26 protein-coding genes are annotated in these 21,675 nt (G+C 67.4%); 21 read left to right on the top strand and 5 right to left on the bottom strand.

The features are described from left to right. Positions 1-304, top strand: a 304-nt coding sequence (locus ER13_RS09355) for a response regulator (protein ID WP_231492518.1), incomplete at its 5' end; no start/stop codon positions are given. A gap of 398 nt (positions 305-702) precedes the next feature. Here the strand turns inward: ER13_RS09355 and ER13_RS09350 are convergent. Then, the gene (locus ER13_RS09350) at positions 703-2,034 is read right to left on the bottom strand and encodes an ATP-binding protein (RefSeq protein ID WP_035308677.1); all 1,332 of its coding nucleotides are present in this window, start codon (positions 2,032-2,034) and stop codon (positions 703-705) included. Beyond that, a complete protein-coding gene (locus ER13_RS09345; RefSeq protein WP_035308676.1) occupies positions 2,031-2,684 on the bottom strand; it encodes a response regulator transcription factor in 654 nt (217 codons plus the stop codon). The genes ER13_RS09350 and ER13_RS09345 overlap by 4 nt, the downstream gene beginning before the upstream one ends. A gap of 62 nt (positions 2,685-2,746) precedes the next feature. Between ER13_RS09345 and dsbD the strand changes: the two genes are divergently transcribed. The 10 genes from dsbD to ER13_RS09295 all read left to right on the top strand — a co-directional run bounded on the left by dsbD (position 2,747) and on the right by ER13_RS09295 (position 12,769). Then, positions 2,747-4,645, top strand: a complete 1,899-nt coding sequence (gene dsbD, locus ER13_RS09340; RefSeq protein WP_224764426.1) for a protein-disulfide reductase DsbD — start codon at positions 2,747-2,749, stop codon at positions 4,643-4,645. Continuing rightward, complete coding sequence (locus tag ER13_RS09335) at positions 4,642-5,436, top strand: TlpA disulfide reductase family protein (RefSeq protein WP_035308673.1); 795 nt, start codon at positions 4,642-4,644, stop codon at positions 5,434-5,436. Before dsbD ends, ER13_RS09335 begins: the two co-directional genes overlap by 4 nt. A gap of 23 nt (positions 5,437-5,459) precedes the next feature. Further along, complete coding sequence (locus tag ER13_RS09330) at positions 5,460-6,134, top strand: DsbA family protein (protein ID WP_035308672.1); 675 nt, start codon at positions 5,460-5,462, stop codon at positions 6,132-6,134. A gap of 8 nt (positions 6,135-6,142) precedes the next feature. Beyond that, the gene (locus tag ER13_RS09325) at positions 6,143-7,570 is read left to right on the top strand and encodes a bifunctional UDP-sugar hydrolase/5'-nucleotidase (RefSeq protein WP_035308671.1); all 1,428 of its coding nucleotides are present in this window, start codon (positions 6,143-6,145) and stop codon (positions 7,568-7,570) included. Positions 7,571-7,581: 11 nt separating this feature from the next. Beyond that, entirely contained in the window at positions 7,582-8,199 is a 618-nt protein-coding gene (locus ER13_RS09320) for a cyclopropane-fatty-acyl-phospholipid synthase family protein (RefSeq protein ID WP_035308670.1), read from the top strand. A 29-nt stretch (positions 8,200-8,228) separates the two neighbouring features. Continuing rightward, the gene (locus ER13_RS09315) at positions 8,229-8,753 is read left to right on the top strand and encodes a DsrE family protein (RefSeq protein WP_052005017.1); all 525 of its coding nucleotides are present in this window, start codon (positions 8,229-8,231) and stop codon (positions 8,751-8,753) included. A gap of 99 nt (positions 8,754-8,852) precedes the next feature. Beyond that, a complete protein-coding gene (locus ER13_RS09310; RefSeq protein WP_035308669.1) occupies positions 8,853-9,503 on the top strand; it encodes a peroxiredoxin in 651 nt (216 codons plus the stop codon). 64 nt (positions 9,504-9,567) lie between these two features. Then, positions 9,568-10,467 (top strand): MBL fold metallo-hydrolase, encoded by a 900-nt coding sequence (locus tag ER13_RS09305; protein ID WP_052005015.1) that lies wholly within the window; start codon positions 9,568-9,570, stop codon positions 10,465-10,467. Continuing rightward, positions 10,467-11,240: a substrate-binding domain-containing protein gene (locus ER13_RS09300; protein ID WP_035308668.1), complete on the top strand. Its 774-nt coding sequence runs from the start codon at positions 10,467-10,469 to the stop codon at positions 11,238-11,240. Before ER13_RS09305 ends, ER13_RS09300 begins: the two co-directional genes overlap by 1 nt. Before the next feature lie 35 nt (positions 11,241-11,275). Beyond that, positions 11,276-12,769: a murein L,D-transpeptidase gene (locus ER13_RS09295; protein WP_081836188.1), complete on the top strand. Its 1,494-nt coding sequence runs from the start codon at positions 11,276-11,278 to the stop codon at positions 12,767-12,769. 3 nt (positions 12,770-12,772) lie between these two features. Here ER13_RS09295 and ER13_RS09290 read toward each other — a convergent pair whose 3' ends face one another. Genes ER13_RS09290 through ER13_RS09280 form a run of 3 tightly spaced genes read right to left on the bottom strand, consistent with a single transcriptional unit; the run spans position 12,773 to position 14,269 of the window. After that, positions 12,773-13,168 (bottom strand): cupin domain-containing protein, encoded by a 396-nt coding sequence (locus tag ER13_RS09290; protein ID WP_035308666.1) that lies wholly within the window; start codon positions 13,166-13,168, stop codon positions 12,773-12,775. A 25-nt stretch (positions 13,169-13,193) separates the two neighbouring features. Next, a complete protein-coding gene (locus ER13_RS09285; RefSeq protein WP_035308664.1) occupies positions 13,194-13,613 on the bottom strand; it encodes a metalloregulator ArsR/SmtB family transcription factor in 420 nt (139 codons plus the stop codon). Then, positions 13,610-14,269: a peroxiredoxin gene (locus tag ER13_RS09280; protein WP_035308662.1), complete on the bottom strand. Its 660-nt coding sequence runs from the start codon at positions 14,267-14,269 to the stop codon at positions 13,610-13,612. Before ER13_RS09280 ends, ER13_RS09285 begins: the two co-directional genes overlap by 4 nt. 104 nt (positions 14,270-14,373) lie before the next feature. Between ER13_RS09280 and ER13_RS09275 the strand changes: the two genes are divergently transcribed. The 10 genes from ER13_RS09275 to ER13_RS09235 all read left to right on the top strand — a co-directional run. Continuing rightward, entirely contained in the window at positions 14,374-15,315 is a 942-nt protein-coding gene (locus tag ER13_RS09275) for an MBL fold metallo-hydrolase (protein WP_035308659.1), read from the top strand. Positions 15,316-15,327: 12 nt separating this feature from the next. Beyond that, on the top strand, positions 15,328-15,762 hold the full coding sequence (locus ER13_RS09270; RefSeq protein WP_035308657.1) for a YeeE/YedE family protein: 435 nt from the start codon (positions 15,328-15,330) through the stop codon (positions 15,760-15,762). After that, positions 15,759-16,178, top strand: coding sequence for a DUF6691 family protein (locus tag ER13_RS09265; RefSeq protein ID WP_035308654.1), 420 nt, complete (start codon positions 15,759-15,761; stop codon positions 16,176-16,178). The genes ER13_RS09270 and ER13_RS09265 overlap by 4 nt, the downstream gene beginning before the upstream one ends. A 29-nt stretch (positions 16,179-16,207) precedes the next feature. After that, positions 16,208-16,630 (top strand): TIGR01244 family sulfur transferase, encoded by a 423-nt coding sequence (locus ER13_RS09260; protein ID WP_035308653.1) that lies wholly within the window; start codon positions 16,208-16,210, stop codon positions 16,628-16,630. Continuing rightward, entirely contained in the window at positions 16,627-17,904 is a 1,278-nt protein-coding gene (locus ER13_RS09255; RefSeq protein ID WP_035308651.1) for an FAD/NAD(P)-binding oxidoreductase, read from the top strand. The genes ER13_RS09260 and ER13_RS09255 overlap by 4 nt, the downstream gene beginning before the upstream one ends. Positions 17,905-17,912: 8 nt before the next feature. After that, on the top strand, positions 17,913-18,707 hold the full coding sequence (locus ER13_RS09250) for a sulfite exporter TauE/SafE family protein (protein WP_035308649.1): 795 nt from the start codon (positions 17,913-17,915) through the stop codon (positions 18,705-18,707). 9 nt (positions 18,708-18,716) lie between these two features. Then, positions 18,717-20,144, top strand: coding sequence for a cytochrome ubiquinol oxidase subunit I (locus ER13_RS09245; RefSeq protein WP_035308646.1), 1,428 nt, complete (start codon positions 18,717-18,719; stop codon positions 20,142-20,144). Next, entirely contained in the window at positions 20,134-21,135 is a 1,002-nt protein-coding gene (gene cydB / locus ER13_RS09240) for a cytochrome d ubiquinol oxidase subunit II (RefSeq protein ID WP_035308644.1), read from the top strand. The genes ER13_RS09245 and cydB overlap by 11 nt, the downstream gene beginning before the upstream one ends. Continuing rightward, a complete protein-coding gene (locus tag ER13_RS18405; protein WP_137721941.1) occupies positions 21,135-21,263 on the top strand; it encodes a DUF2474 family protein in 129 nt (42 codons plus the stop codon). The genes cydB and ER13_RS18405 overlap by 1 nt, the downstream gene beginning before the upstream one ends. After that, on the top strand, positions 21,260-21,675 hold a 416-nt coding region (locus ER13_RS09235), incomplete at its 3' end, for an isoprenylcysteine carboxylmethyltransferase family protein (RefSeq protein ID WP_035308642.1). The genes ER13_RS18405 and ER13_RS09235, both read left to right, overlap by 4 nt.

Raw genomic sequence — 21,675 nt, 5'->3', positions numbered from 1 at the left:
TGTGGAAGTCGGCGGGCGCGAATCCTTGGACGTCATCCCGATGGACATCCAGATGCCCCGCATGGGCGGAACCGCGGCGGTCGCCCGCATTCGCGAGGCGGACCGCGCGGCGGGCCGGGGCCGCGTCCCGGTCATCATGCTGACCGCCAACACCCAGCCCGAACATGTCGAAGCGGCGCGGCTGGCGGGCGCCGACCGCCACCTCGGCAAACCCTTCACCCTCGCCCTGCTTTTCAACGAGATCCAGGCCCTGCTGGCGGACGCCCCGGCCCGCACGCCCCTGGGCCGTCACGCGAACGCCTAGGGTTCGAGCTCGATGTCCCAATAGAGGATATTCGATGCCGCGAACTCTCGTTCTATCCTATTGATAAAGCTGATTTTTCTAAGACCTTAGGAAATCTCAGCGACGATTGGTCACCATATGGTCACCAGAAGAGGGGAAGAGCCAGCAATCTGGATCAATACCCACTTCCTGAAATCCCATAGCAGAAACCCGGTCGGAAATCTCCCGACCAGCGGCCGCTGAGCCGCCGAAAGCCCTAGCCCAACTTAGTGAGCCAGCAGTGGGGTGCGTGCGGGCTATCCTCGCTGTGCGACCAGCAGCCGTTTGCATCAGCAGACGCTGGAGGTGAGAACATCTAATGTCCGCCTCCGATCCGCGATCGGCCCCGAGCTCACCCTTTCGGCGTGCCGAGATCGTTGTTAGTCGGTCAGCGTGCTAGGCTTATGCATCGACCCCGAAGCCTCAATAGCAACTATCACCTCGACACGGAGACCGCCTCCTGGTGAGCGCAAGAACTGCACCTGTCCCCCATGGGCCTTCACTGTGGCGAGGACGATAGAGAGGCCCAGACCGCTCCCTCCGGAAGGTGCATTGGCCGCACGGAAGAAGCGCCTACCCAGCCGATGCAGATCCGAGAAGGCCACGCCCGGGCCGTCGTCCTCGACGATTAAACGCCCGGAAGTCGGGTCGTAACTGATCACGACTGAGGATGCCGCATGCGCCTGCGCGTTGGCGAGGAGATTGGCAGCCGCTGCCTCGAAGCGATCTGGATCCACGTTAAGCAGCGCGTCACCTTCAACGATCGACACCCGATCATCGCCTTCCGCTCCTGCAAACAGCGACCGAAGCGTCACCCAGCGGCGATCTTCGTCGCTAACCGGCATCTCGTCCTCGCGCGCCAAGACGAGAAGACCTGTGACGAGGCGGGCAGTGCGATCGACAGAGGTCTGGATCTGCTCCAGCGCGCGTCTTCGAACGGCCGTATCCGAAGACGACGCCGCAATCTGCGCCTGGACGCGCAGGCCTGCCAGAGGCGTACGCAATTCGTGCGCGGCAGCGGCCGTGAACTCGGCCTCGCGACGTCGCGCTGCGCCAAGGCGTGACATCAAGTCGTTCAGCGCCAGGGCGAAGGGACGGAGTTCGCGGGCGTCCGGCGATACGTCCAACGCCGTCAGATCTTCCGCATCCCGTACCGCAAGGCTGCGGGTCATTTGTCGAATAGGGGTCAGCCCCCGCCCTACCGACCACCAGATCAATACGCCAAGCACCAGCAGACCAAGGACCGCCGGACCGATCAAAGCGGTGACGACATTGCCGACCAGGTGCTCGCGAACGGCCAGATTGTCCCCGACCATGACCCTGAAACCGGCATCACGATCATGCACCGTGTAGACGCGCCAGCGCTCGCCCCGGATCGTGCGTTCTGAAAAACCGTCGCCCCCTTCCGACAACCGCTCCGCAGGCGCGCTTTGGGACCGACCAATCAGATCGCCTTCCAGCGACCAGATCTGGCAGGAGAGCTGACGGTCGTAGACATCGGCGGCCCCGCTTTCCGGAGCCTGCATCGCCGGGCGCACGCTGCCGGCCTGCATCAGGGACGAGACCATGCGGGCCGACTCCATCAGGCGCCGGTCCAGCACCCGTTGCACCTCGGCCCGGGTCTGGATCTCGACCCAGACGACCGCGCCGCCCCAGACGAGGGCGGTCACGAGCGCGAGGGTGGCGAACAGACGCAGGCGGATCGAGCTCATTGCAGGGTGTATCCTACGCCGCGGACGGTGCGGATGAAGCCGGCTCCCAACTTGGCCCGGAGATAGTGGATGTGCACTTCCACCGCGTTAGAGCCGATCTCCTCCTGCCAACCGTACAGGCGTTCTTCTAGCTGACTGCGCGAGAGGACCTGTGCAGGCCGTTCCATCAGGGCCTCCAGGATGGCGAACTCACGTCTCGAAAGGGGCAGGTCCCCCTCTTCACGCCAAGCCAGACGCGACTGGGGATCAAGGGTCACCCCGCCGTGGCGCAAGGCGGGCGCCGAGCGCCCAAGCAGGCGACGCCGCACCGCGCGCAGTCGCGCCGCCAGTTCGTCGAGATCGAAAGGCTTGCCGACATAGTCGTCCGCGCCGGCGTCCAGACCCACAATGCGGTCCCGACTGTCATCGCGCGCCGACAAGACCACCACGCCGACATCCATGTCGCGCTCGCGAACGAAACGCAGCACCGAAAGGCCGTCGCCATCAGGAAGACCCAAATCCAGCACGACCGCATCGAACGCCGAGCTTTCCAGCGCCGCGAGGGCGTCCTCGACCCGCCCGACGACTTCGACCGTCCAGCCGCAGGCGCTGAGCCCGACCTGGAGGCCGTCGGCGAGAACGGGATCATCTTCTATGGCGAGCAGTCTCATGCGGCGTGAGGTGGAAGTTGCGGCTTAAGCCTGACTTAAGCTCGTTTGCCGACGAGATGGCCATGAGGTTTTTCCGCCGACTGTTGCCCGCCGCTCTCGCGATCCTGTCCTTCACCCTTCCGGGTTCGGCATTGGGTCAGGCTCCGCTATCGCCTGACAAGGCCTTCTCCCTGACGGTGACGCGTGAGGCTGACGGCGACCTGGCCTTCGCCTGGGACATTGCGCCCGGCCATTATCTCTATCGTGACCACACCGTCGCCAGCACGCCGGGCGGGAAAGCATCGCTGCCTCTGGAGCTTGCGACCGGCGAAACCAAGGACGATCCGGGCTTTGGCGTCGTCGACGTCTGGCATGACGAGGGTCGCGCGACCCTATCGGCGCAGACCCTGACGCAGGTTGGCGGCCCGACGTCGGTCAACATCACCTACCAGGGGTGCCTCGAGGACTCGATCTGCTACCCGCCGATGACGCGGACAGTGGACGTGCCGACCCGGCCGCAGTCCGAGGTTGCCGCTCGGGAGGCCGATGCGCAGACCGCTCAGGCCGCCGCTCTGCTGGCGATCCAGGCGCCGGGCGCTGCACCCACACCCGCACTCGCGAGTGATGAGGGCGCGTTGGCGCCTCCGCCGGTCGCGCCATCGCCGGCGGTCATCCCGGACCCCAGCCCGGGCTTCGTCGATCGCTTGGCGCTGCAGGGCGGGGCCACCTGGGTCCTGCTCGCCTTCTTCGGTTTCGGCGTGCTTCTGGCCTTCACGCCCTGCGTCTTTCCCATGTACCCGATCCTGGCCGGCGTCATCGGACGCGGCGTGGACGGGCGCGGTACGCGCCGAGGCCTGATGCTCTCGGTCGCCTATGTGCTGGGCCTTTCCGTCGCCTTCGCCCTGCTGGGCGTCGCGGCCGCCTGGTCCGGACAGAACCTGCAGATGGCGCTCCAGTCGGTTTGGGCGATCGGCGCTCTGGTTGTCGTCTTCGTCGTTCTCGCCGCGTCCATGTTCGGCGGCTTCGAGTTGCAACTGCCCTCGGCCTGGACCAGCCGCCTGTCCCGCGACAGCGGTGACGGACGGCGGTCCCTGCCCTCAGCCGCAGGTCTGGGCTTCGTCTCCGCCCTCATCGTGGGCCCTTGCGTCACCGCGCCCTTGGCGGGTGCCCTGCTCTATATCGCACAGACCGGCGACGTTGGGCTGGGCGCGGCGGCCCTGTTCTTCCTGGGCCTGGGCAAGGGGGTGCCCTTGATCGTGTTCGGCACGGTCGGCGCGCGCTTCCTGCCCAAGGCTGGGCCGTGGATGGACCGGGTGAAGATGCTGTTCGGCTTCATCTTCCTGGGCATGGCCTGGTGGCTGGCCGGCCGCATCCTGCCGCCGAGCGCGACGCTGGCTTTCGGCGCGGCGCTGGCGCTCGGTCTGGCGGCGGCTCTCGGCCTGTTCCAGCCGCTGAGCCCGAATCTGAGAAACGGCGTCGCACGTGTCGCTGGCCTGGCGGCCGCGACCTGGGGCCTGTTGCTGCTGGTCGGCCTCAGTCTCGGGGCGGACGACCCGTGGCGTCCGCTTGAGCCCCTGGCGCGGCCCGCTGGAATCTCAGCCGCCGCGCCGGTCGAAACCGCAGCGGTCGTGCTGGATCAGACGGCGCTCGACCGCGCCGTCGCCGATGCCGCCGCGCGCGAACGTCCCGCCCTGGTCTATTTCACCGCCGACTGGTGCGTCAGCTGCAAGGTGATCGAGCGGACGGTGTTCGAGGACCCCGCGGTCATCGCCGGCCTTTCGAACACCGACCTCATCAAGGTCGACGTCACGCGCAGCACGCCCGAGGCGCGCGCGCTTCTTGAGCGGCACGGAGTGATCGGACCGCCGACGATGATCTTCCTGTCGCCCTCGGCGACCGAAGCGCCGGGCAGCCGACTGATCGGAGAGATGTCGGCCCAAGACGTCGCCTCCGCCCTGCAGAGCGCCGGAGCCGCCGCATGAACGCCATCACCCTGGGCCCGCTCGTCCTGTCGGGCGAGCGGTTCGCCATCATCGCCGGCGTGTTCGTCTTCATGATCGGCGTCGGGCTGTTGGCCAGCCGGGTCAGCCCGCGCTTCAACCTGTGGAGCACGGTCCTAGTCTTCGGCGGTCTGGCGGTCGCCCGCCTCGGTCACGTGGCGACGCACTGGGAGTATTTCGGGGCTGACCCGTGGCGGGCGCTCGCGGTCTGGCAGGGCGGATTCAGTTGGATCTGGGTCGCGCCGGTCGTGATCCTGGCCACCATTCTGCTGCTGCGCACGACGCGCGAACGCGCCTGGGCCATTGCGCCTGTGCTGGCCAGCGCCTTGGTTTGGACCACCGCCCATCAGTTGGCCTCGGCGACGCAGCCCATGGCGCCGCCCGCCCTGACGCTGGCCGCGATGGACGCACCGGCGATCGACCTTTCGGCGCCGATCGATCGGCCTACGGTGATCAATCTCTGGGCCACCTGGTGCCCGCCCTGCCGGCGCGAGATGCCGGCTTTGGCCCAGGCCGAAAAAGCCCATCCGAATGTGCGCTTCCTCTTCGTCAACCAGGGCGAGGGCGAAGCCGGCGTTCGGGCCTTTCTGCAGAGCCAGGGGCTGGCCCTCGACCATGTGCTGTTCGACGAGGCCATGGCGCTGCCCCGCCACTACGGTACGGCCGGCATTCCGGTGACCCTGTTCCTCCACGCCGACGGCCGTCTGGCCAAGGCCCACATGGGGGAAATCGCCCCCGAACAGATCGCGACCGAAATCGCGCGTCTGCACTGACCCCCTCGCCTCACGGAGCTTCCATGAACCGCACCTTCGCCCCTGCCTTCGCCGCCGTCCTGGCGCTCGCCGCCTGCGGCCCGGCCGACGCCGACAACGGCGCGGCGCCCGCCAGCCCTTCCGCCGCCTCCGGACAAGACATGCCGCCCATCGCCCAGGTCGGCTTCAATGACCTGCTGCGCGATCCCGCAGCGCCCTTCATCGGCGCCGAGAACGCCGATGTGACCATCATCGGCTTCGTCGATTACAACTGCCCCTACTGCAAGAAGATGCAGCCTGAGATCGACGGCCTGCTGAAGGCGGACACCAAGGTGCGCGTCCTGTACAAGGATTGGCCGATCTTCGGCGACGTCTCGGAGACCGCCGCCCGGACCGCCCTCGCCGCCGCCTATCAGGGCAAGTACGAGGCCGTCCATAACGCCTTCATGCTGTCGCCGTCGCGCATCGGCGACCAGGCGGACATCACCCGTCTGGTCCAGTCGGCCGGCGTGGACATGGCGCGCCTGAATCAGGACCTGGCCGAACACCGCGCAGACATCGACGCGGTGCTGGACCGAAATGGTCGAGAAGCGGCGGCCCTGGCCCTGCAGGGCACGCCCGCCTTTATCATCAACGGCAATCTGATCCCCGGCGGCATGCCCCAGGCGCAACTCGAAGCGGTGATCGGTCGTATCCGCTCCGGACAACCGCTGCGCTGAAGCCGACCATGACCACCCTGACCCTGCTCCAGCTGAACGACCTCCACGGCTATCTCGAGCCGCATCCCGAACTGGTGCGCACCGAAGGCGGCTGGCGGTTCGAACGGCTGGGCGGGGTCGCCCGCATCGCGCGCCTCTTCGAAGAGGCGCGCGCCGAAGGTGCATGCCTGACCCTGGACAACGGCGACACCTTCCATGGCACGCGGGTCGCCGTCGCCAGCCGGGGCGAGGCGCTGGTTCCGATCATGAACGCCCTGAAGATCGACGCCATGACGGCGCACTGGGAGTTCGCCTATGGCCCGGCGGGGTTCAAGGCGTTGGCGGCGGGACTGGATTATCCCGTCCTGGCCGCCAATGTCTTCCGCAAGGATGACGGCGCGCCGGAGTTCGACGGGCGGTGGGTGTTCGAGCGCGGCGGTCTGAGGATCGGCGTGATCGGCCTGGCCTGCCCCATCATCGACAAGACGATGCCCCCCGCCTTCTCTGAAGGCGTGCGGTTTGAAATGGGTGTGGCCGAAGCCCGCGAGCAGCTGCACCAGCTCCGCGAGGAAAAGGTCGATCTGGTCGTCCTGCTGTCGCACCTGGGCTTTCCGCAGGATCTGAAGCTGGCCGCCGAAACGCCGGGCATCGACGTGATCCTGAGCGGTCATACCCATAACCGCCTGCACGAACCGGCCCGCGTCGGCGACACCCTGATCATCCAGTCCGGCTGCCACGGCGCCTATATCGGCCGGCTGGATCTGGAGATTGCAGAGGGCCGCGTGTGCCTGCGGCGCCATCGGCTCATAGCCGTGGACGCTGGCCCCGAAGACGATCAAGTCGCCGGCTTGGTGGAGATGGCCCTGGCGCCCGAGCGCGAGCGTCTGGCGCGCATCGTCGGCCGCACCGCCATCCCCCTTCACCGCTACGCCATGGCCAGCGCGCCGATGGACGACGTCCTGCTGGCGGCGGCGGCGCAGGCGGCGGGCGTGGACATCGCCTTCTCCAACGGCTGGCGCTACGGCGCGCCCGTCGCGCCGGGTCCGGTCACTCTGGGCGACCTCTACAATATGGCGCCGATGAATCCGCCGATCTCACGCACGACGCTGACCGGGGCCGAGTTGCAAGCGATGCTGGAAGAAAATCTGGAGCGCACCTTCGCCGCCGACCCGTATGAGCAGATGGGCGGCTACATCAAACGTTGCCGGGGTCTCACGGCCTTCGTGAAGCTTGAGAATCCCAAGGGGCAGCGCCTCGACCGCCTGCTGGTCGGAGACCGCCCTGTCGAGCCGGAGGCGGACTATCTGGTGGCCTTCGTCACCGCCCAAGGGGTGCCCGAACATTACGGGCGAGACCGCCGGACGCTCGACATCGACACTGTGGGCGCGCTTGAATCCTGGTTCGCCGACCATACGCCTGGCGAGACCGATCTGCCCGTCAGCGTCCTCATCATCTGAAGGAACACCTTATGGACTCCGTCGCCGCCCGCGACTTCTGGAACAGCCGCTATGACCGCCAGGACTATCTGTTCGGCGAGACGCCCAACGCCTTCCTGGCCGCTCAGATCGCGCGGCTCCAGCCCGGCATGACCGCTCTGGCGGTCGCCGACGGCGAGGGCCGAAACGGCGTGTGGCTCGCCGAACAGGGCCTGGCCGTCACCACCACGGATATCGCCCCGCGCGCGGTCGAGAAGGCCCTCGCCCTGGCCGAGCGACGTGGCGTCACACTGGACGCCCAGGTGGCGGACTTCGAGACCTGGGGCTGGCCGCAGGGTGCGTTCGACGTCGTGGTCGCCGTCTTCATTCAGTTCGCCCCGCCTCCCCAGCGCGACCGACTTTTCGAGCGTATGAAGGCGGCCGTGAAGCCTGGCGGCCTGGTCCTGTTGCAGGGCTATCGGCCGGAACAGATCGCCTATGGCACCGGCGGTCCGGGGCAGGTCGAGAACCTCTACACCGAGGCGCTGCTCCGCGACGCCTTCGCCGACTTCGACATCCTGCATCTGAAAAGCCACGACAGCGACGTCTCCGAAGGCGCCGGCCACAGCGGCCGGTCCGCCCTGATCGATCTCATCGCCCGCCGTCCCTGACCCCCAGCGCCCGCACACCGGAACCCGCCATGAAAACCCTCGTGATCGCCCTGTCCTTGGCCGCCTCCCTGGCGGCCTCCCCGAGCTTCGCCCAGGCTGTCTCAGGCTTCGGCGGCTTCAAGCCCCTGCCCGAGGCCGGCGAACAGCCGGATCCGTCGCGCATCTATCGGGTCATCTTCGACGTGTCCCAGGGCGGTGCGGACGACAGGCCGCTGAAGGGATTGGATCGCGTCGCGCGGCTGGTGAATATGCTGGCGGCGGGCGGCGTCGACGCCGACCACCGTCAGATCGTGGTCGTCCTGCACGGCGCCGCCACCCCTGCAGTTCTCTCCGACGCCGCCTGGACCGCGCGCGGCAAGGGCGACGCCAACCCCAACAGCGCCCTGATCCGCGCCCTCATCGCCGCCGGCGTCCAGGTTCGACTGTGCGGCCAGGCCATGGCGGGGAACGGCATCGCGCAAGCCGATCTCGAAGCGGGCGTGAGCGTTGATCTCGCCGCCCTGATGACGGTCATCCACCTTCAACAGGCCGGATACGCCCTGGTTGTGAACTGACGGCTCGGCATAGGCGGAACCTTTCCTGAGCATAAGAACTATTAGTTTGCGTAAGTATGTATGTAATTGTTCATTGGGGCGTCTGAAGGAGATATCGACATGACCGGACTGCCCCGCCTCAACGAACCCGCCCCCGACTTTCACGCCCGCACCACGCACGGGGATCGCAGCTTGGCCGATTACCGCGGCAAATGGCTGATCCTCTTCTCGCACCCGTCGGACTTCACCCCGGTCTGCACGACCGAGTTCATCGGGTTCGCCAAGCATGCGAATGAGTTCGCCGCCATGAACTGCGAGCTCCTGGGCCTCTCGATAGACAGCATCTTCTCGCACCTAGCCTGGACCCGGAACATCAAGGAGAAGTTCGGCGTCGAAATCCCCTTCCCCATCATCGAGGATCTGAAGATGGAGGTGGCCCAGGCCTACGGAATGATCCACCCCGGGGCGGCCGACACCTCGGCTGTTCGCGCCACCTTCCTGATCGATCCGGAAGGCAAGCTGCGCGCCATGGTCTACTATCCCATGAGCAATGGCCGCAGCATCGAAGAGTTCGTTCGGCTGCTCACCGCGCTCCAGGCGTCCGACGCCAACGGGGTCGCGACGCCTGAGAACTGGCGCCCTGGCCAACCGGCCATCGTCCCCCCGCCCAAGACCGCCGAGGCGGCCGAGGCTCGCGCTTCCGAGGGTTACGTCTACACCGACTGGTATTTCTCGACGCGCGACCTCCCCGACGCCCCGAAAGCCGCCTGATCGGATTCCGGCCGGACCTCGCAAGCGGTCCGGCCTTTTTCTTCGCAAACCAAACGGAGCCTTCATGCAGATCATCGACCACGGCGGAGCGCGCATCGCGGCGCTCCACGACAAGAAGACCGGCAGTTGGCAGTATGTCGTCTCCGACCCGGTCAGCCGCAAATGCGCGATCATCGATCCGGTCTGGGATTTCGACGAGAAGGCGGCGGCGACCTCGACCCGCAACGCCGACGCCATCCTGGACTACGTCAAGGCGGAGGGCCTGACCGTCGAGTGGCTGCTGGACACCCATCCCCACGCCGACCACTTCTCCGCCGCGCCCTTCCTCAACGAGAAACTGGGCGCGCCGACCGCCATCGGCGAAAAGGTCATCGGCGTCCAGAAGCTGTGGAAGGACATCTACGGCCTGGACGACGACTTTCCGGCCGATGGTCGCCAGTGGGACCGACTCTTCAAGGCTGGCGACACGTTCGCTGTTGGCGACCTGCCGGCGCGGGTGATGTTCTCACCGGGGCACACCATGGCCTCCATCACCTATGTGATTGGCGGCAACGCCTTCGTCCACGACACCCTGATGATGCCCTATGCCGGCACCTCGCGCGCCGACTTTCCGGGCGGCGACTCGAAGACTCTCTTCCGAAGCATCCAGGACATCCTGGCCCTGCCTGAAGAGACCGCCGTCTTCGTTGGCCACGACTATGGCCCGGATGGCCGCGAGCCCGCCTGCTTCAGCACCGTGAGAGAGCAGAAGGCGGACAACATCCATGTCGGCGGCGGACGCGGCGAGGCGGATTTCGTGCGGCTCCGCGACGATCGGGACGCCACCCTGCCCTTGCCGAATCTGATGCTCTACGCGCTTCAGGTGAACATCCGCGGCGGGGTGCTGCCGCCGGCCGCGCCGGACGGGCGCGTCTATTTCAAGATTCCCGCCAATCACTTCGCCCCACCCCAGGAGAATTCTTGATGCGCCCGTCCGCACTGACGCTGGCCGCCCTCCTGAGCGCAACGGCCCTGGCCGCCCACGCCCAGACGCCCGCCGATCCACTTCATGTCTACGGTCCCGGCGGCCCCTCCCCCGCCATGCGCGACGCCGCGAAGGCCTATGAGGCGCGCACCGGTCGCGCCGTGGCCGTCGTCGCCGGACCCACGCCCCAATGGCTGGACCAGGCCAAGGCGGATGGCGACCTGATCTTCTCAGGCTCCGAGACGATGATGACCGACTTCGTCAGCGCCCTGGAGGGCCGCATCCGCGCCGAGGCGGTCGAGCCGCTCTATCTGCGCACCGCCTCCATCCTCGTTCGGCCGGGAAATCCGGACGGCATCGGCGGCCTTGAGGATCTTTTCCAGCCCGATCGCCGGGTCTTGGTTGTCAACGGCGCGGGCCAGAACGGCCTGTGGGAGGACATGGCCGGTCGCACCGGCGACATCGCCAAGGTGCGCGCCCTGCGTCGTAACATCGTCGTCTACGCCCGCAACAGCGCCGAGGCCCGACAAGCCTGGATCGACGACCCGACGCTGGACGCCTGGATCATCTGGGGCATCTGGCAGGTCGCCAATCCGGACCTCGCTGATGTGGTCGAGGTCGAAGAGCCCTACCGCATCTACCGCGACGCCGGCGCCGTTGTGACAGAGACCGGCCGCCAGGACGCCGACGCCCAGCCGTTCCTCGACTTTCTGAAGTCCGACGAGGGGGCCGCCATCTTCGCGCGGTGGGGCTGGCGGACCGGCCAACCTTAAGCCTGCCTTAAGGTGAACCCTGCGGTGTCGGCGGCATGGTTGATCGTCGCTCCTCAATCCTGAACCGCCGACACCTGCTGGCGGCCGCAGCGGCGCCGCTCTGGGTCTCTACGGCGGCGCGAGCAGCACCCGCGCCCGCCGCCTTTGACATCACTGTTCTGACTACAGCCTTCTACGCCGCCCGCGGCGGACGCCCCGCCTGGGCGGGGTCCGCGCGCCGGCAAGCCATGGACGCCCTAGCTCTGGCGGACCGCCACGGGCTGTCGGCGCCCGACGGTCTCGCCCTTAGCGAAGCAGAACTGACCCAGGCCGTCCTGATCCTGGCTGAGGCGCTCGCCCATGGCCGGGTCGATCCAGCATCCGTCGAGACGCTCTGGGAGATGGATCGCAACCAAGTCGACACGCCGCCTCTCCTCGCAAAGGCGGTCGACGACGGAACACTTGCGGCGACGATGGCCGGCCTCGCACCCCAGGACCGCGGCTATCAGGGCCTGTGCGACGGCTTCCTCCGCTATCGCGCCATCGCCGACCGCGGCGGTTGGCCGCCCTTTGCCCTGGGCGCGACGATCGAACCATTTGCGTCCGACCCGCGCCTTCCCGCCCTCCTGCCGCGCCTTCGGGTGGAAGGCGATTTAAGCGAAGCCGCCGCCGCGATGGTCGGCCCGTCTGGCGGTGAATACGGCTCCATTGTGCAAGAGGCCGTTCGGGCGTTCCAGGTGCGCCACGGTCTTGAAGCGGACGCCCGCATCGGCCCGGCGACACAGCGGGCGCTCTCGATTTCGGCCGAGGCCCGCGCTCGCCAGATCGCGCTGAATTTGGAACGCCGCCGTTGGCTGAAGAGAGACGTCGCCCCGGAACGGATCGAGGTGAACACCGCCGCCTCCATCATGGTCTACTGGAAGGACGGTCGGCCCGTGCATTCGATGCGGGTCGTGACGGGTGACGCCGACAATGCGACGCCCAGCCTCGAACGGCCCTTCGCCTCGGTGGTCGCCAATCCGCCCTGGACGGTGCCGACTTCCATCGCCCAGCGCGAGATCCTGCCACGCGGCGCCGCCTATATGCGGGCGAACAACATGACGATTCAGAATGGCATGGTGGTTCAGCGCGCTGGCCCGAACGCCGCCCTGGGCCAGGTCAAGTTCGAACTTCAGGACAGCTACGCCATCTTCCTGCACGACACCCCGTCGCGGGGTGCGTTCGACCGGAGCTTCCGCCATCTCAGCCACGGCTGCGTGCGGGTGCAGGACGCGGTCGGCTTCGCTCGGCTGCTGCTTGCGCCCGACCCCGCGAGGCTCGCCCGATTCGACGCCGCGCTGGACAGCGGCGAGACCGTCCGGGTGGCGACCGGTCGGCCGATCGACGTGCGCCTGCTTTATTGGACGGCCTTTCTGGACGGCCAGGGCCGCGTCGCCTTTCGCGATGACATCTATCGTCGCGACACCCGTCTGGCGGAGGCGTTGGGTATCGACCTGCACCTGCCGCGGCCCGACGACCGGCGCGCCGATGCGGACGACGTCGGCCCCTGACGGTTATTCGGTCGTGCGGCCGTCGAAATGCTCGTGGTCGGCGGAGGCCTCTTCCACCGTGGCGTGAACCGTACCGTCGCGATGCTCCGGCGGACCATAAAGGGTGTAGAGCCGAAGCGGCTCGGACCCCGTGCTGACCACATTGTGGCGGGCGCCCTGAGGGACGATGACCCCGTCATCCGCCTTCACGGCGTGACGAACGCCGTCGATCCAGATTTCGCCCTCGCCCGCCTCGATGCGGAAGAACTGGTCGCGGTCGTCGTGGACCTCTTCGCCGATCTCCTGGCCGTGCGGAATGGCCATGAGGACGAGCTGCAGATTGTGGCCGGTGTACAGAACGCGGCGAAAGTCTGTGTTCTCTTCCGTCAGACGTTCGATATTGTCGATGAAGCCCTTCACTAGAGTCTCCTGTGCGGGTTTGCCGTCAGCGACGTGCGACGGCGGTGATGCGGGCGAACTGAGCTGTGTCGCCGCGCGCCGGCGTCGATGTGCGGGGCGCCGGGGCGGCGGCTCGCGCGCCGACCGCCTTCGCATCGCCGCAGAAGATTTCGTAGAGCATCCCCATGACCGCCTGGGCGCGCTCGTCGGCGATCGAATAGAAGATCGAGCGGGACTGACGGCGGGTCTTGACCAGGCCATACTGGCGCAGCTCTGCCAGTTGCTGGGATAGCGCCGGCTGCTTGATGCCGAGGTCCGCCTCGAGCTGGCCCACCGAGCGCTCCTCTTCGGCGATATGACACAGGATCAGCAGCCGGTTGGCGTTGGCCAGCTGGCGCAACAGCTCTGCGGCCTCCGGCGCCTTTTCCTTCAACCGCTCCATCGCGGCCGCTTGATCGTCGGTCATGCGCTGCGCTCGCGATAGTACCAGGGTGCATCGCCGTCACCGTCGGCGATGGCGGCGTCCAGTGTGGTGGCGGCCGGCTCCAGCAGTGCGTCGCCGGGCGTCCAGCCCGCCGGCGTGGAGGCCGCCTCACGGTCCGAGGTCTGCAGGGCGGTGACGAGACGCAGCAACTCATCAACCGAGCGGCCGATGTTCATCGGGTACCAGCTGATGGCGCGCACCACGCCTTCGGGATCGATCACGAAGGTCGCGCGCACCGTGGCGCTGTCGCTCGAGCCGGCGTCCACCATGCCAAAGGCGTGGCCGATGGCCATGGAGGGATCTTCGATGATCGGGAACGGCACCTTCACGCCGAAGCGGCGGAAGATGTCCTTCAGCCAGGCCAGGTGCGAATACAGACTGTCCACCGACAGGGCCATCAGATCGCAGTCGATCGCCGCGAAGGCGTCGGCCTGCCGGGCCAGGGCCACGAACTCGCTGGTGCAGACCGGCGTGAAGTCCGCCGGATGCGAGAACAGCACCAGCCAGCGTCCACGGTAGTCGCTGAGGCGCCTTTCGCCCTGAGTCGTGCGCGCCGTGAAGTCCGGCGCCGTATCGTTGATGCGCAGGGCGCGCATTGCGGGGGGATAGACGGCTGGCCCGGTGTCGATCGTGTCCATAGCCGCAAGCTAAGCGCATCCCACCGTTTCCGCTACATTAAAATACATACTTGCACGAACTATGAATGAGTATATGTGTTGAGTCACCGAAACGGAGACACGTCATGTCCTCGCCCACACCCGACCCCGCCCGCGACGACGCCGCCGACATCGTGCGCGCCGCGCTGGGCGATCCTCGCCAACGCCCTGTCGTGAAATCGTTCTTCGACGAAGCCACCTTCACCGTCAGCCACGTCGTGCGCGATCCCGGCTCCGACGTCTGCGCCATCATTGACAGCGTGCTGGACTACGATCCGGCGTCGGGCCGCACCACGCACGCTTCGGCCGATGCGCTCATTGATTACGTGAAATCCGAAGGTCTCACGGTTCAGTGGCTGCTCGAGACGCACGCCCATGCCGATCACCTGTCGGCGGCGCCCTATCTCCAGGAAAAGCTCGGCGGTCAGCTGGCGATTGGCCATGAAATCCTCACCGTCCAGGCGGTCTTCGGCAAGATCTTCAACGAAGGGACCGACTTCCGCCGCGACGGCAGCCAGTTCGACCATCTGTTCAACGACGGCGACCGGTTTGAGATCGGTGGTCTGAAGGCCACGGTCCTGCACGTGCCCGGCCACACCCCGGCCTGTCTGGCCTATGTCATCGGCGACGCCGTCTTCCCCGGCGATACCATGTTCATGCCCGACTATGGTACGGCGCGCTGCGACTTCCCCGGCGGCGACGCCCGGACCCTGTACCGCTCGATCCATCGCCTGACCTCCCTGCCGGACGAGGCGCGGGTCTTCCTGTGTCACGACTACAAGGCGCCGCCGGGCCGGACCGAGTTCGCCTGGGAGACCACCATCGGTGCCCAGCGGACAGGCAACATCCATATTCGCGACGACGTCAGCGAGGACGAGTTCGTGGCCATGCGCACCCAGCGCGACGCCACCCTGCCCATGCCCAAGCTGATCCTGCCGTCGGTTCAGGTGAACATGAACGGCGGCCGCCCGCCCGAGCCCGAGGACAATGGGGTGCGCTACCTCAAGGTCCCGCTGAACGCGCTGTGAGGCGAGGCTCCGATGCTTGAGCCTCTTCCCTTCATCTGGCCGCTGGCCGGCGGTCTGCTGGTCGGCCTGTCGGCCGGTCTCTATCTGTTGCTGAATGGGCGCGTGGCCGGGATTTCCGGCCTGACCGCCGCAGCGACCGGCCTGTCAAAAGGCGCGCCGCGCATTCTGGGCCTGCTTTTCATCGCCGGCCTGCTGGGCGGCGCGGCCCTGGCCTCGGCCCTGATCCGCAGGCCCGAGGTGCAGATCACTTCGGAGGTCTGGCTGCTGGTGCTCGGCGGCCTGATCGTCGGCTTCGGCACCCGCTGGGGCTCGGGCTGCACCAGCGGCCACGGCGTCTGCGGCCTGGCCCGCCTGTCGCCCCGCTCCATCGTCGCCACCGGCGTCTTCATGGCCGTCGCGGCCCTGACCGTCTTCGTCACCCGCCACCTGTTGGGAGGCCTGGCGTGAGCCGGCTGATCGTCGCCGTCCTGTGCGGCTTGTTGTTCGGCGCCGGCATGGTGGTGTCCGACATGATCAACCCGGCCCGCGTCCTGGCCTTCCTGGATGTGACGGGCGCCTGGGACCCCTCTCTGGCCTTCGTCATGGGCGGGGCGCTGATCCCCTCCGCCATAGCCTGGCTGATCCGCCGGCGCATGGAGGCTCCGGTCGCGGCCGACACCTTCCATGTGCCCGAGGGCCGGACCATCGACACCCCTCTGGTCGGCGGGGCCGCCCTGTTCGGCCTTGGCTGGGGCTTGGTCGGCCTGTGCCCCGGCCCGGCGCTTGCGGCGCTGACGACCGGCGCCTGGCAGGCCTTCGTCTTCGTCGGCGCCCTCGCGGCCGGCATGGCGCTGTTCCGCCTGACCCTCGACCGAAACGCCTGAACCAGAAAAGACCCTAGGGAGACAAAGCCATGCATATTCGCCCTTTGGACGAGGCCCTGTCCGCCTCGCCCCAGATCGCCCCGGAAGACCTGCCCGACATCGCGGCCCAAGGGTTCCGGTCGGTGATCTCCAACCGACCCGACGGCGAAGAGCCCGGCCAGCCCAGCTCCGAAGATCTGCGCCAGGCCGCCGAGGCTGCGGGACTGGCTTTCGCCCATGTTCCCGTGGTCGGCGGCGCAATCTCCGACCAGGACGTGGCGGACTTCCGCGAGGCTCTGGCCAACCTGCCCCAGCCTGTGTTCGGCTTCTGCCGCACCGGCACGCGCACGACCACCCTGTGGGCGCTGGCGAACGTCGCCTCGATAAGCGCTGACGATCTGATCGCACGCGCCAAGAGCGCCGGCTACGACCTCGGCGCCCTGCGTCCCCGTCTCGAAGGAGCCGCGTCATGAGCGCCCAGTACGCCCCCCTGGAGTCCTGCGATGTCCTGATCGTCGGCGGCGGATCCGCCGGCATCGCCACAGCCGCCAGCCTCCTGCGTCGTCGCCCCGACCTTGATGTCCGCATCGTCGAGCCATCCGAACATCACTACTATCAGCCCGGCTGGACCATGGTCGGCGCCGGCGTCTTCACGCCCGAGCGGACCCGGCGCCGCACCGAGGACCTGATCCCCCAAGGCGCCCAGTGGGTGCGCGGCTCGGTCGCGGCTTTCGACCCCATCCACGATCGCGTCGAACTGACCGACGGCCGCTGGATCGGCTATCGCATGCTGGTCGCGGCGCCGGGACTGAAGCTGGACTGGGGCGCCATTCCGGGCCTGGCGGAAACGCTCGGGCGCAACAACGTCACCTCCAACTACGGCTATGAGACCGCGCCCTACACCTGGAAGCTGGTCCAGGCGATGCAGAGCGGTCGGGCGATCTTCACCCAGCCGCCCATGCCGATCAAATGCGCCGGCGCCCCGCAGAAGGCCATGTATCTGTCGGCCGATCACTGGCGCGACCACGGTCGAAACGACATCGAGATCGAATTCCACAACGCCGGCCCGGTGCTGTTCGGGGTCAAGGACTACGTTCCGGCCCTGATGGAATATGTCAGCAAATACCGCATCGACCTGAACTTCGGATCGAAACTGGTGGCGGTGGACGGCCCGGCGCGGATCGCGACCTTCGCCGTGACCGGTGCGGACGGTGAAGTTCGCCAGGTTCGGCGCGAGTTCGACTTCCTGCACGTCTGCCCGCCGCAGACGGCGCCGGACTTCATTCGCGAAAGTCCGCTGGCCGCCGAAAGCGGCTGGATCGAGGTGGATGACGCCACCTTGCGCCACAAGCGGTTCGAAAACGTCTTCGGTCTGGGCGACGCCTGTTCGGCACCCAACGCCAAGACTGCTGCGGCCGCCCGCAAACAGGCGCCCGTGGTGGCCGAGAACATCCTGTCGCTGCTGGACGGCCAGCCGATGCGGGCGGTCTATGACGGCTATGGCTCATGTCCGCTCACGGTCGAGCGCGGCAAGATCGTGCTGGCCGAGTTCGGCTATGGCGGCAAGCTCCTGCCCAGCTTCCCGAAATGGATGCTCGACGGGACCAAGCCGACCCGTCTGGCCTGGCATCTGAAGGCCCAGGCCCTGCCCGAAATCTACTGGCTTGGGATGTTGCGCGGTCGCGAATGGCTGGCCGGCCCCCACCACATCGAACCCGCCCCCCAGCTTCGCCCTGCTGTCGCCTGAGCCTGATCATGGACCTGTCTCCGCTGCAGTACGGCCTCGGCGCCGGCGCCGGCTCGCTCGTCGGCTTCACCCTGGGCCTGGTCGGCGGCGGCGGGTCCATCCTGGCCGTGCCGCTGATCGTCTATCTGGTCGGGGTCAAGGAGCCGCACCTGGCGATCGGCACCAGCGCCTTCGCCGTGGCCGCCAACGCCTTCGCCAATGTGATCAATCATGCCCGCCACGGCACGGTGAAATGGAAAATTGCCAGTCTGTTCGCGGTCGCCGGGGTGCTCGGAGCCTTTCTGGGTTCGAGCCTGGGCAAGGCCGTGGATGGTCAGAAGCTGCTGGCCCTTTTCGCCGTCCTGATGCTGGTCGTCGGCGTACTGATGTTGCGGGGCCGCTCCGCCGGCGGAGACCCGAACGTCCAGCTTGATCGGCGCAATGCACCCAAGCTCGTCGGCACGGGCCTGGCCACGGGCGTGATGTCGGGCTTCTTCGGCATCGGCGGCGGCTTCCTTATCGTGCCCAGCCTGATGTTCTCGACCCGCATGCCGATCTACTATGCCGTCGGCTCTTCCTTGGTCGGCGTCACCGCCTTCGGCCTGACCACGGCCTTCAACTACGCCCTTGATGGCTGGGTCGACTGGCCCCTGGCGGCCGTCTTCATCGGCGGCGGCGTGCTGGGCGGTCTGGTCGGCGCACGGCTCGCCAAGGCCCTGTCGGGACAGAAAGGCGTCTTGAATACCGTCTTCGCGGGGCTGATCTTCGTCGTCGCCTTATATATGCTTTACCGCAGCGCCGGCGCGCTCGGCTTGATCGGTTGAAACGCTTCCATGGAACTTGACGCCCTGATCCTGGCTCGGATGCAGTTCGCCTTCACCGTCGCCTTCCACATCGTCTTCCCGGCCTTCTCTATCGGCCTGGCCAGCTATCTGGCCGTGCTGGAGGCCCTGTGGCTGAAGACAGGGCGCGAGCTCTATCTGAACCTTTTCAAATACTGGCTGAAGATCTTCGCCGTCGCCTTCGGCATGGGCGTCGTCTCGGGTCTGGTGATGTCCTATCAGTTCGGCACCAACTGGTCGGTCTTCTCCGACAAGGCCGGACCCGTCATCGGCCCCCTGATGGCCTATGAGGTGCTCAGCGCCTTCTTCCTCGAGGCGGGCTTCCTGGGCGTGATGCTGTTCGGCCTGAACCGGGTCGGCAAGAAGCTGCACTTCCTGGCCACCCTGATGGTCGCCATCGGCACCTTCGCCTCGGCCTTCTGGATCCTGTCCGTCAACAGCTGGATGCAGACGCCGCAAGGCTACGCCATCAACGAGGTCGGCCAGTTCATCCCGGCCGACTGGTTCAAGATCGTCTTCAACCCGTCCTTCCCCTATCGCCTCGCCCACATGCTGCTGGCGGCCTACCTGACGACCGGTCTGGTGGTCGGCGCGGTCGGCGCCTGGCACCTCATGAAGGAGCGGACCAACAAGGGCGCGCGCAAGATGTTCGCCATGGCCATGGGCATGATCCTGGTCGCCGCTCCGGTGCAGATCTTCATCGGCGACATGCACGGGTTGAACACCCTGGAGCACCAGCCCGCCAAGGTCATGGCGATGGAAGGCCACTTCGAAAGCCACCCGGACGGGGCGCCGCTGATCCTGTTCGGCCTGCCCGATCGCGAGGCCGCCACCGTCCATGGCGCGGTCGAGGTTCCGAAGCTGTCGTCCCTGATCCTGAAGCATGATCCAAACGCGCCTCTGGCCGGTCTCGACACCGTCGCCCGCGCCGACTGGCCGCCGGTGGAGATCGTCTTCTGGTCCTTCCGCGTCATGGTGGGACTGGGCATGGCCATGCTGCTGCTGGGGCTATGGGGGTTGTACGCCCGCCTGCGCAGCCGCCTCTATGACGCCCCCTGGCTGCACCGCTTCGCCCTGATCATGGGACCGATGGGGTTCGTCGCCGTGCTGGCGGGCTGGATCACCACGGAGGTCGGCCGCCAGCCCTGGACCGTCTACGGCCTGCTGCGCACCGCCGACAGCGCCGCGCCTCTGGCGGCGCCTGCCGTCGCGACTTCCTTGGCCGCTTTCGCCGTGGTCTATTTCACCGTCTTCGGCGCCGGGGTCTTCTACATCCTGCGTCTGATGAGCCATGCGCCTCATCGCGGCGAGCCGGGCGTGGCGGAAACGCCGATCCGCACGGCGGGCATCACGCCTGCCCCCGCCATCGACCCCGACCGTCCCATCCCGACTGGCGAGGAGACTGATCATGAGCGTTGATCTGACCCTGGTCTGGGCCGGTCTGCTGGCCTTCGCCGTCTTCGCCTACATCGTCATGGACGGGTTCGACCTGGGTGTCGGCATCCTGTTCCCGACACTGAAGGCCGGCGATCAGCGCGACAAGGCGATGAACTCGATCGCCCCGGTGTGGGACGGCAACGAGACCTGGCTGATCCTGGGCGGTGGCGGCCTGTTCGCGGCCTTCCCCCTCGCCTATGCGGTCCTGATGCCGGCGGTCTACACGCCGATCATCGCCATGCTGCTGGGGCTGGTCTTCCGGGGCGTCGCCTTTGAATACCGCTGGCGCACCGTGCGGGCCAAGCCCGTCTGGGATGTCGCCTTCTTCGGCGGCTCCCTCCTGGCCGCCTTCTCCCAGGGCGTCACCCTGGGGGCCATCCTGCAGGGGGTCGAAGTGTCCGGTCGCGCCTATGGCGGCGGCTGGTGGGACTGGCTCAGCCCCTTCAGCCTGCTGACCGGTGTGGCCGTCGTCGTCGGCTACGCCCTTCTCGGCGCCACCTGGCTGAACATGAAGACGGATGGCGCGCTCCAGACCCACGCCCGGTCCCAGGCCTGGAAGTTGGGGCCGGCGACCTTGCTGATGATCGGCGCGGTCAGCCTGGCCACCCCGTTCCTCGACGGCGAATACGCCCGCCGGTGGTTCGACTGGCCCGGCGTGCTTCTGACGGCCCAGGTGCCGTTGCTCGTCCTGATCGTCGCGGCCGCCTTCTTCTGGACCATGCGTCAGAAGCGTGAGGTCTGGCCCTTCCTGCTGTCGCTGGGCCTGTTCGCGGTGACCTTCGCCGGGCTGGGCGTCAGCGTCTTCCCTTACGCCGTACCCGACGAGATCACCCTCTGGCAGGCCGCAGCTCCCGCCTCCAGCCAGCTGTTCATGCTGGTCGGCGCCCTGATCCTGATCCCGATCATCCTAGCCTACACCGCCTACGCCTACTGGGTGTTCCGCGGCAAGGTCGGCGACGACGGTTACCACTGATGCGTCGCGGCTCCACAAACGGGCTCCGGCAGGGCCTCTGGTTCGTCGCGCTCTGGGCGCTGGGCGTGGGCGTCCTGGGCATCGTCGCCTATCTGCTGCGCGGCGTTCTCAAGCTGGCCGGGGGGTGAGCCCGCAGGCGCCGAACCGCTGGCCCTGGCCGCCGCTCATCACGGGCGGCGCCGTCCTTGTCGCGCTCATCACGGCGCGTCTGTGGTCCCCGCCCGCTCTCTTCCCCGGCGCCTTCGCCGCTGGCGGCCTCCTGGTCGGGCTCGCCCTTGGTTTGGACCTCTGGGCCATGCTGGTGATGCGGCGGTGGCGCGCCAACATCCTGCCGCACCGGGCGGCGACCGCTCTGGTCACGACCGGTCCGTTCGCCTGGAGCCGCAACCCGATCTATCTCGCCAACGGCCTGCTGCTGCTCGGCCTCGGCGGCCTGTTCGACAACGCCTGGTTCTTCGTGGCCGCCCCCGTCGCCGCCTTCGCCACCGACCGCCTCGCCATCCGGCGCGAGGAACGACACCTGACGGCCCTCTTCGGGCC

The sequence above is a fragment of the Brevundimonas sp. EAKA genome, from assembly GCF_000698025.1.
Taxonomy (GTDB): Bacteria; Pseudomonadota; Alphaproteobacteria; order Caulobacterales; family Caulobacteraceae; genus Brevundimonas; species Brevundimonas mediterranea_A.
This window is presented reverse-complemented; position numbering and strand designations above follow the sequence as displayed.